The organism is Bacteroides sp. (genome assembly GCF_029057325.1).
GTDB lineage: Bacteria > Bacteroidota > Bacteroidia > Bacteroidales > Bacteroidaceae > Bacteroides.
In genome coordinates, this window is sequence record NZ_JAICZW010000113.1 from 1 (window position 1) to 9,841 (window position 9,841).

At 44.8% G+C, this 9,841-nt stretch carries 8 protein-coding genes; 5 read left to right on the top strand and 3 right to left on the bottom strand.

Annotation, left to right across the window (positions count from 1 at the left end; translation table 11 throughout):
* On the top strand, positions 1-221 hold a 221-nt coding region (locus K2G43_RS07045; protein WP_300153759.1), incomplete at its 5' end, for a hypothetical protein.
* Positions 222-454: 233 nt separating this feature from the next.
* Here the strand turns inward: K2G43_RS07045 and K2G43_RS07050 are convergent.
* The gene (locus K2G43_RS07050; protein WP_297644080.1) at positions 455-1,243 is read right to left on the bottom strand and encodes an META domain-containing protein; all 789 of its coding nucleotides are present in this window, start codon (positions 1,241-1,243) and stop codon (positions 455-457) included.
* Positions 1,244-1,488: 245 nt separating this feature from the next.
* Between K2G43_RS07050 and K2G43_RS07055 the strand changes: the two genes are divergently transcribed.
* The 3 genes from K2G43_RS07055 to recA all read left to right on the top strand — a co-directional run bounded on the left by K2G43_RS07055 (position 1,489) and on the right by recA (position 4,610).
* Complete coding sequence (locus K2G43_RS07055) at positions 1,489-2,682, top strand: saccharopine dehydrogenase family protein (RefSeq protein WP_297644074.1); 1,194 nt, start codon at positions 1,489-1,491, stop codon at positions 2,680-2,682.
* 326 nt (positions 2,683-3,008) lie between these two features.
* Positions 3,009-3,455, top strand: coding sequence for a thioredoxin-dependent thiol peroxidase (gene bcp, locus K2G43_RS07060; protein WP_297644075.1), 447 nt, complete (start codon positions 3,009-3,011; stop codon positions 3,453-3,455).
* 120 nt (positions 3,456-3,575) lie between these two features.
* Positions 3,576-4,610, top strand: coding sequence for a recombinase RecA (gene recA, locus K2G43_RS07065; RefSeq protein WP_297644076.1), 1,035 nt, complete (start codon positions 3,576-3,578; stop codon positions 4,608-4,610).
* A gap of 95 nt (positions 4,611-4,705) precedes the next feature.
* Here the strand turns inward: recA and K2G43_RS07070 are convergent, their stop codons facing one another.
* Positions 4,706-6,613 (bottom strand): nucleoside-diphosphate sugar epimerase/dehydratase, encoded by a 1,908-nt coding sequence (locus tag K2G43_RS07070; RefSeq protein WP_297644077.1) that lies wholly within the window; start codon positions 6,611-6,613, stop codon positions 4,706-4,708.
* A 182-nt stretch (positions 6,614-6,795) separates the two neighbouring features.
* Positions 6,796-8,121: a PhoH family protein gene (locus K2G43_RS07075; RefSeq protein WP_297644078.1), complete on the bottom strand. Its 1,326-nt coding sequence runs from the start codon at positions 8,119-8,121 to the stop codon at positions 6,796-6,798.
* A 178-nt stretch (positions 8,122-8,299) separates the two neighbouring features.
* Between K2G43_RS07075 and K2G43_RS07080 the strand changes: the two genes are divergently transcribed.
* Positions 8,300-9,553: a folylpolyglutamate synthase/dihydrofolate synthase family protein gene (locus tag K2G43_RS07080; protein WP_300153763.1), complete on the top strand. Its 1,254-nt coding sequence runs from the start codon at positions 8,300-8,302 to the stop codon at positions 9,551-9,553.
* Positions 9,554-9,841: the final 288 nt, after the last annotated feature.

A 9,841-nucleotide genomic window follows, 5' to 3' on the forward strand; every position in this document is an offset into this window, starting at 1 on the left:
TAGTTGCACAATTCTTTTCTTTTGATGCACGCCAAAAGTACAAAATTCCATTGGATATTAGTCAGAAAAAGGAAGAAAAGTTATCATTGAGACAAAAAAACGCTATTTTATGCCAACCTCCTCAAACCCGCCGCCGACCGTTTCCATCATCCTGTCGCACCCTACATTGGAAAAAACGGCCCAAAAATCCGGACACAAAGCAGGGTAGCGGCCTTCAATAGATTTTCAAAAACTGACAAAACGACGGTCCCCGAATAAGTACGGTAGTGAACCTCATTCAGTACAGAATAAAGATATCTATATCATATTTGATAATTAACGAGTTACAACACGCACTTAAATATTAAAGAAAATCACTACAAACTATCAAATCCCTGTTCCGATTCTGGCAAATAAAAAAGCTGTATGCCAACTCATTATCGGCATACAGCTTTCCGCTATCGTTCTACTCAAGTTATTTCTTCAAGACCAATACCAGTGCATCTTCCGCATCATACAAGCCGATGCCGCCATCTTCCAATACGCCAAAAGAGCGAACTGCATTCAGTGCTTTCTGCACTCTATCCTCCACCGTCATATCGGGACACATCATCATCGTGCTGATAAGTTGCGGAAAGGAGACTGCCCGGGGATTCTGATCGTCCACCACAATGCCGCCATTGACAATATTACACCCCGCATTGCCGTGCAATGTCTTTTCCGCTACATTGAACTCCAAAAACGGCTGCTTCTCCATTCCTTCGGGAACAGCCTGACCATACACTTCGGCAATCGCCCATTTGCCATTCAACGCCGACAATTTTACAGCCGAAGCCTTCTTCTGCAAAACCAGCAAAGGACGACTGGAAGAACTACACAAAGCCATATTGTCCTTATCCAGTGCCTTATACTTCTTCACTTGTGCCAAAGCCGACAATACATTCTGCTCCACCGTCATATCAGGACACATCATACGCGTACTGCCCATCGCACCAAGGTCAATGGTACCTGGCTTGGCGTTCACATCGAAGGTCCCCACCATGCGGTTGCATCCACTATTGCCATACACCTTCCCCGTCTTTGTATCAAAACCGATAAAAGGAAATTCTTGCTCCGGAGCGGGAACTACGGCTGTACCGTTCACTTCGATTATATTCCACTCGCCGCTGATAGAAGAGAGAGTTGCGGCATTTCTGGTCGAGCCACACGATGACAAACCCGTCAATGCGCCGGCCATACAAAGAGAAACAAACATTTTTTTCATCATTATTCGCTGTTTAAGTTAATTTTTCAAGGGACAAATATATGTAAAATAACGAGGAAGCAAACATTTTGTTTTAATTTTACTGCAAATTATCCTCTTTTCGGCAAAGTATTTAGCATGATTTTAACGTTTATCTAAGAATTAACCCTTATATTTGCTCCCATATCAAAACTTATACATATTATATAATTTGATGAATAATCAAAAAACAATATCTGTCATTCATATTTATAACAAAAAAAGAAATGGGTAAAGTTCTTATTATCGGTGCAGGCGGTGTAGGTACCGTCGTAGCGCACAAAGTAGCTCAGAATCCTGACGTATTTACAGAAATCATGATTGCCAGCCGCACAAAATCCAAATGTGACGCTGTTGTAAAAGCGATCGGCAACCCCAACATCCAAACCGCTCAGGTGGATGCGGACAACGTGGACGAACTGGTAGCACTCTTCCAAAGTTTCAAACCCGAAATCGTCATCAACGTAGCCCTCCCCTATCAGGACCTTACCATCATGGAAGCCTGCCTGAAAACCGGCGTAAACTATCTGGATACAGCCAACTATGAGCCGAAAGATGTAGCCCACTTTGAATATAGCTGGCAATGGGCCTACAAAAAACGTTTTGAAGATGCCGGACTGACCGCCATCCTTGGCTGCGGATTTGACCCGGGCGTAAGTGGTGTCTATACCGCATACGCGGCCAAACATCACTTTGATGAGATGCACTATCTGGACATTGTGGACTGCAATGCCGGAAACCATCACAAGGCATTCGCCACCAACTTCAATCCCGAAATCAACATCCGCGAAATCACTCAGAACGGACGTTATTACGAAAACGGACAATGGATTACCACCCGGCCGCTGGAAATCCACAAAGACCTGACCTACCCCAACATCGGCCCGCGCGACTCTTACCTCCTCTATCACGAAGAGCTGGAATCGCTGGTGAAAAACTTCCCCACCATCAAGCGAGCACGCTTCTGGATGACATTCGGACAAGAATACCTCACCCACTTGCGCGTCATCCAAAACATCGGCATGGCACGCATTGACGAAGTGGACTACAACGGCATGAAGATTGTCCCCCTACAATTCCTCAAAGCCGTGCTCCCCAATCCGCAAGATTTGGGCGAAAACTACGAAGGAGAAACCTCCATCGGTTGCCGCATCCGTGGACTGAAAGATGGAAAAGAACGCACATACTACGTTTACAACAATTGCAGCCACCAGGAAGCCTACAAGGAAACCGGCATGCAGGGCGTAAGCTACACCACCGGCGTTCCCGCCATGATTGGTGCCATGATGTTCCTCAAAGGTCTGTGGAAGAGACCAGGTGTATGGAATGTAGAAGAGTTCGACCCCGACCCGTTCATGGAACAACTGAACAAGCAAGGACTACCTTGGCATGAAATAATGGATGGAGACCTGGAAGTCTAAAAAAATAAAGAACGAAGAATGAAGAATTACTTACGGTACCCGTTGGCGGAATTAATTCGCAGGCCTGCTTCCCGAAGCCTCTTAACACACTGATTATCACATATTAAAAAGTAGGCCAACAGACACTTGTGTTCAACGTGACAGACACTTGTGTTCAAGCCGACAGACACAAGTGTTTGAGACAACAGACGCAAGTGTCTGTCAAACCGGGAAGTATAGGGGGAATCGCAGAACTCATTTCCTTGCGGATTTAATTCCGCCAACAGGTTTACGGTATATTCTTGATTGGGTGGCCTGATTCTTCATTCTTCATTAAATTGATTGTTATGCAAATCGGAGACAAAGTGCCCGAAATATTGGGCAGCAACGAAAAAGGCGAGAAAATCCGCCTGAGTAATTATAAGGGGAAAAAAGTGGTTCTTTATTTCTATCCCAAAGATTCAACTTCCGGTTGTACGGCACAAGCCTGCAACCTGCGCGACAACTATTCCAAACTGCGTCAGGCCGGATACGAAGTAATCGGTGTCAGTGTGGACAGCGAGAAATCGCACCAAAAGTTTATCGAAAAGAACAACCTGCCTTTCACCCTGATTGCAGACACGGAGAAAAAACTGGTAGAACAATTCGGTGTATGGGGTGAGAAAAGTATGTACGGGCGTAAGTATATGGGAACGTTCCGCACTACTTTCATCATCAACGAAGAAGGAGTGATTGAACGCATCATCTCGCCCAAAGAGGTGAAAACCAAAGATCATGCCGCGCAAATCTTATAACTTTTTTAAAGAAAAAAGGGCTTAATATGGGGAAAGACAATCATGCCTCAAAGAAAATTGAACGCTTATCTTACTCCCCCTTATAGTTAAATAAACGACTAATCACTAATCATTAGAATAATGGCAAAAAAAGACGAACTGAATTTTGAAAACGAAAACAACGTGGCACCGAGCGAGAAGTTGAAAGCCTTGCAAGCAGCCATGGACAAGATAGAAAAGAGCTTTGGCAAAGGTTCTATCATGAAAATGGGCGACGAAAACATCGAGCAAGTAGAAGTAATCCCCACCGGATCCATCGGGCTGAACGTGGCATTGGGTGTAGGCGGCTATCCGCGTGGACGTATCATCGAAATCTACGGTCCCGAATCCTCCGGTAAGACGACACTGGCAATCCACGCCATCGCCGAGGCACAAAAGATGGGCGGCATAGCCGCATTCATTGATGCCGAACATGCCTTCGATCGCTTCTATGCCGCCAAATTAGGCGTAGATGTGGACAACCTCTTGATTTCGCAACCGGACAACGGCGAGCAAGCATTGGAGATTGCCGAACAGCTCATCCGTTCTTCTGCCATCGACATCATCGTGGTGGACTCTGTAGCCGCTCTGACCCCGAAAGCTGAAATAGAAGGTGACATGGGCGACAACAAAGTGGGTTTGCAGGCACGCCTGATGTCGCAAGCATTGCGCAAGTTGACCTCTTCAGTAAGCAAGACGCGCACTACCTGCATCTTCATCAACCAGTTGCGCGAGAAAATCGGTGTCATGTTCGGCAATCCCGAAACAACCACCGGTGGTAACGCACTGAAGTTTTATGCTTCCGTACGCCTTGACATCCGTGGCAGCCAAGCCATCAAAAACGGAGACGAGGTAATAGGAAAACAGACCAAAGTCAAGGTAGTGAAGAACAAGGTGGCACCTCCCTTCCGCAGAGCGGAATTCGATATCATGTTTGGCGAAGGCATCTCGCGTGCCGGCGAAATCATCGATTTGGGAGCAGACTTAGGCATCATCAAGAAAAGCGGTTCATGGTTCAGCTACAACGACACGAAACTGGCCCAAGGCCGTGATGCCGCCAAACAGGTCATCGCCGACAATCCGGAACTGGCGGAAGAATTGGAAGGACTCATTTTCGAAGCACTGAGAAAAGATTAATAATCCGGTTCTATTTCCTTCGTTTCGAAGAATGCAAAAAGCCAACTAATCTGTCATGATTAGTTGGCTTTTTTATGATTTCTCAGATTCTGCTATCAATCCTCTTTCTTGTCCAATACTTCAAAACAAGAGTTCTTGCTTATAAACTCAGGAACAATGTCTTTCATGGAAGCGACAATCTTCATCTGATCGTAAGTATAACTTAGATCTATCAGCTTTTGGATACGTTCCTTCACTTCATCGTAATCATATTCACGCACAGTGGCAATCATAATCTTCTCGTGATAAGTAGGCTTCGTAAGTTCTTTTACATTCAACAACTCCTCATACAATTTTTCACCATGACGAAGACCGGTGAACTCTATTTTTATCCCCGTACTGCCGGAAAGACTGATCATACGCTTGGCGAGGTCAAGAATCTTCACCGGTCTTCCCATATCAAAAATATAAATCTCACCGCCATTTCCCATACTTCCGGCTTCAAGAACCAAACGGCAAGCCTCAGGAATAGTCATGAAATAGCGAATTATTTCAGGATGCGTAACTGTCACCGGACCACCACGCTGAATCTGATCGCGGAAACGAGGAATAACGGAGCCGTTGGAACCTAAAACATTTCCGAAACGTGTAGTAATGAACTGAGTCGCATGCCCTCCCTCCTTCTGTAGCTTCTTGGCAAGAGACTGCACATAAATCTCACAGATACGTTTAGAACAACCCATCACATTCGTCGGATTGACAGCCTTATCCGTGGAAATCATTACAAATTTCTCAGCACCATATTTCACGGCAAGGTCTGCAACCGTACGCGTACCATATACATTCACTTGAATAGATTCGGACACATTGTCCTCCATCATAGGCACATGCTTATAAGCGGCGGCATGAAATATATACTGAGGCCTGAACTTCTTGAAAACAGCCTCCATACGCGTAGCATTGGAAATATCGGCTATGATAGTCTCCGCATCAATGTCACGCCAACGCTCCTGAAGTTCCAAACGGATATCATGCAAAGGTGTTTCAGCCTGATCTATCAGAATCAATTTATAGGGATTGAACGAGGCCACCTGACGCATAATCTCGCTACCAATGGAGCCGGCAGCACCTGTAATCATCACACGTTTCCCCTCCAAATGAGAAGCAACTTTGTGGATATCTATCACAATCGGATCACGCTGAAGAAGATCTTCAATCTGAATCTCTTTCAATTGCGTATTGTTCAGCATCTGGCTGTTCCACTCACTCAAAGGAGGGGCAGTCATCAATCTGATGTTATGCTCCAAAAGAAGATCGACCATGTCAGACTTCTTCAGCTGCTCCATCTTAGCCGGGGAAATAATGACAATTTGCACATTACGATCGTTCAAATTATCAATCAAAGTAGCATCATTCGGATACACCTTGACTCCCATCATCACCTTATTAATCAATTCCGGCTCATCCGCTATGAAACCGCGAAGACGATAATGATTGCGGAAGTTGACACGCAAAGACTTAGCAATGTTAACTCCGGCTTCTTTGGCACCATAAATAAACACATTAGCACTGTGCGCCCCATCAAAGTTCAACACTTCATAAAGAGTTTTGACGATTACACGAGAACATGCCATCATAGCAAAACTTATGATATATGACATGGACAACACACTGATTGAAGGCAAAGTGAAATTTGTGGAGGTTGACATTATGAAACTTATCAATATCAGCACTCCATACGATACCGACAACGATACAAATATGCGCATGATATCCACAAAGGAAGAAAAACGCAAGACATTGGAGTAGGTACGAAAGACACGGAAAAAAATGAGATTGACAGCTACTGTCCACAAAATTGTCTTGTCGATAGTGGACACCTCTGAGAAAATGCTATTAAAATCATACCTAAGCACATAAGCCAACAGACTGGATATAATTATAATAAGCACGTCTATAAATAAAATAGTCCACATCGGCATCACTTTGATGGACAAATATTGATGAAAGAATAAGCGTTTCATTTGTTTTAGTTCTTTTGTTTTAAACATTGCAAAGATACGGTATTTTGTCTAAAGCCAACAAGAAAAAGATAAAAAATAGCATCAGAAAAAATTATCAACCGCAAAAAAATCCCGCTTTCTGTTTTTCAACAACCTAAAAGCGGGATTAAGGCAATCTTACACTCAAAAAATGACAACTTTTATTACATCAGATTGCTTGCCAATTCACTCAGTTGACTACGTTCTCCTTTCACCAAATTGACATGAGCAAACAGATTCTGGTCACGCATGCGGTCTATCATATAGACAAGTCCGTTGGATTGACTGTCCAGATAAGGTTGGTCTATCTGCTGAATATCACCGGTAAATATCATTTTGGTCCCTTCACCCGCACGGGTAATGATGGTCTTGATTTCATGCGGAGTCAAGTTCTGGGCTTCATCAATGATGCAATAAGTCTCGCTCAAACTGCGCCCGCGAATAAAAGCAAGCGCTTCAATCACCAGCTGCTCGCTTTTCTGCATATCCTCCAACCTTTTCACCTCGCTGGAATTGGAGGCGAACTGATGTTTGATAACATTCAGATTATCGAATAGGGGTTGCATATAGGGAGCCACCTTTTCATTGGCATCGCCCGGAAGAAAACCAATGTCTTTATTGGATAACGCAACAATGGGACGGGCTAAAAGAATCTGCTTATAATCAAGCAGCTTTCCCAAAGCGGCAGCCAATGCCAGCAAAGTTTTTCCAGTTCCAGCCTTACCGGTCAGAGCAACCAACTTGATATTGGGATCGTTCAACACCTCAAAAGCAAAGCTCTGCTCGGCATTCCGCGGTTCGATGCCATAATTCTTCGTCTTATGTACCCGGCACACCGAATGAGCAAAAGGATTGTAACGAGCAAGCACACTGCTACGGTCGCTCTTCAGCACAAAACATTCGTTAGGATGAATGATATCCTTAAAGTCAAATTCACTGATATCCACCCCCTCTTTCGATGAATAAATGCGGTCGATCAAAGCAGGGTCAATGCCCTCGAAAATCTCGTTCGACTTTTCGAATATATCCGCATTCATCACTTTATCGGTGATATAGTCTTCACACAACAGACCGATAGAACGGGCTTTCATGCGCAAGTTCACATCTTTCGTCACAAGAACAGACTTCATTTTCGGATATTTCTCGGTAAGCCAGGCTGTCACAGATAATATCTTATGGTCGGGAATACGTTCGGGAAAAGAGTCATGCACCCGAGGAGAATTCACAGTCCCCGCCACAACAAACAGACGTCCCAACCCTTCACCCAATGGCGCACCTTTGGTAAATAGATCGTCATCGGTAATCAAATCAAGCTCACGAACGAACTCACGGGCGTTGAAATTAATCTGTTCATTGCCCTTCTTGAATTTATCCAATTCTTCAAGAACTACGATAGGAAGATAAATGTCATTCTCCTGAAAATTCTTCAGACAATTGTAATCGTGAAGGATAACGTTCGTATCAATCACAAAATTCTTCTTTGCTCCCATACTCGTTAGATTTTAAATGTTAGTATCTTTGACCTCAAAAAGCAAAGATAGGCGGCATCCCTACAAAAAAATCAGGCAAGCTCGTTTTCTGTATGCAAATTGCGCTATCTTTGTCGCTTTTAAAGATAAACAATTAATAGAGAGAAAAAGATTATTCCGCGGTTAAAAAAATACAAAAATGGATTATCAGAACACTTTAAATTACTTATATAACAGCACCCCCATGTTCCAGCAAGTGGGCGGCAAAGCCTACAAGGAAGGGCTGGAAAACACGTTGATATTGGATGAGCATTTCGGAAACCCGCACCGGACGTTCCGAAGCCTTCATGTAGCAGGTACCAATGGAAAAGGTTCCTGCTCTCATACCCTCGCAGCTATTTTGCAGCAAGCAGGATATCGCGTAGGTCTCTACACCTCTCCCCACCTGATTGATTTCCGCGAACGTATCCGGGTAAACGGACATCCCATACCCGAAGAATACGTCATACACTTTGTAGAAAAAGAACGTGCCTTTTTCGAGCCCTTGCATCCCTCCTTTTTTGAACTGACCACAGCCATGGCTTTCCGATATTTCGCCGATCAGCAAATAGATGTTGCCGTCATCGAAGTGGGGCTGGGCGGACGGCTGGACTGTACCAACATCATTCGGCCGGATGCCTGTATCATTACCAACATCAGCTTTGACCACACCATGTTTTTGGGAAATACATTGGCCCAGATTGCCGGAGAGAAAGCAGGAATCATCAAAAGCGGAATTCCGGTTGTCATCGGCGAAACTACCCCCGAAACCAAACCCATCTTCTCCCAAAAAGCGCAAGAAGTAAACGCCCCCATCTATTTTGCCGAAGAGAACAACTGCGATGATTATCCCGACATAGAATTTGAGCTGAAAGGACTCTACCAAAAGAACAACAAACGAACCATCCTCACCGTACTCCCGCTTCTGAAAAAGGCAGGATATTGCCTGAATGAACAAGCCGTACGCAATGGATTCGCCCATGTCACCGAACTGACAGGGCTCATGGGACGCTGGCAAAAACTCCAAGACTCCCCTACCCTGATTTGCGACACCGGCCACAACGTAGGGGGTATCACCTATATCGCAGAACAACTGAAACAACAAACTTACCGCCACCTCCACATAATCATCGGTATGGTGAATGACAAAGATATCCGAGGAGTACTGGCACTATTACCCAAAGATGCCACCTACTATTTCACCAAAGCAAGCGTAAAACGCGCATTGTCTGAAAGCGAATTAAAAGCGCTTGCCGCTTCTGTAGGGCTGAAAGGAGAGTGCTATCCAGACGTTCCCTCAGCCGTACGAGACGCACAAGAAAAAAGCCTTCCAGACGATTTTATCTTCGTAGGAGGCAGCAGTTTTATCGTTGCCGATTTATTGGCAAACCGCAATGCGCTCAATCTTCACTAAATTTGAAGAAGGTGTGTCGAAACTACTTCTACACCATCTGCGGCTGGAAAGTGTGATTATGTAAGCTTTTCATAGTCCTCGACACACCTCCTTCAACATGCAATCCGGAAAAAGTCAGAAAAGGAGCCTGAAAGAGGCTTTCGCCCTGACTTCCCCGAAATTCACAATCCGATTCAGTCCGGCATAATTGCAAGGGCCGCGAGCCCCGGCCATCCCCCATGCCAAAACAAACGAAGCCCCCGTACCATCGGCACGGGGGCTTCTACTGAAAAAAACGGCGGCTACCTA

Excerpts from the sequence above, each read along its gene's own strand:
- K2G43_RS07050 (WP_297644080.1), bottom strand. The coding sequence starts at position 1,243 with ATGAAAAAAATGTTTGTTTCTCTTTGTATGGCCGGCGCATTGACGGGT.
- K2G43_RS07055 (WP_297644074.1), top strand. The coding sequence starts at position 1,489 with ATGGGTAAAGTTCTTATTATCGGTGCAGGCGGTGTAGGTACCGTCGTA.
- bcp (WP_297644075.1), top strand. The coding sequence starts at position 3,009 with ATGCAAATCGGAGACAAAGTGCCCGAAATATTGGGCAGCAACGAAAAA.
- recA (WP_297644076.1), top strand. The coding sequence starts at position 3,576 with ATGGCAAAAAAAGACGAACTGAATTTTGAAAACGAAAACAACGTGGCA.
- K2G43_RS07070 (WP_297644077.1), bottom strand. The coding sequence starts at position 6,613 with ATGAAACGCTTATTCTTTCATCAATATTTGTCCATCAAAGTGATGCCG.
- K2G43_RS07075 (WP_297644078.1), bottom strand. The coding sequence starts at position 8,121 with ATGGGAGCAAAGAAGAATTTTGTGATTGATACGAACGTTATCCTTCAC.
- K2G43_RS07080 (WP_300153763.1), top strand. The coding sequence starts at position 8,300 with ATGGATTATCAGAACACTTTAAATTACTTATATAACAGCACCCCCATG.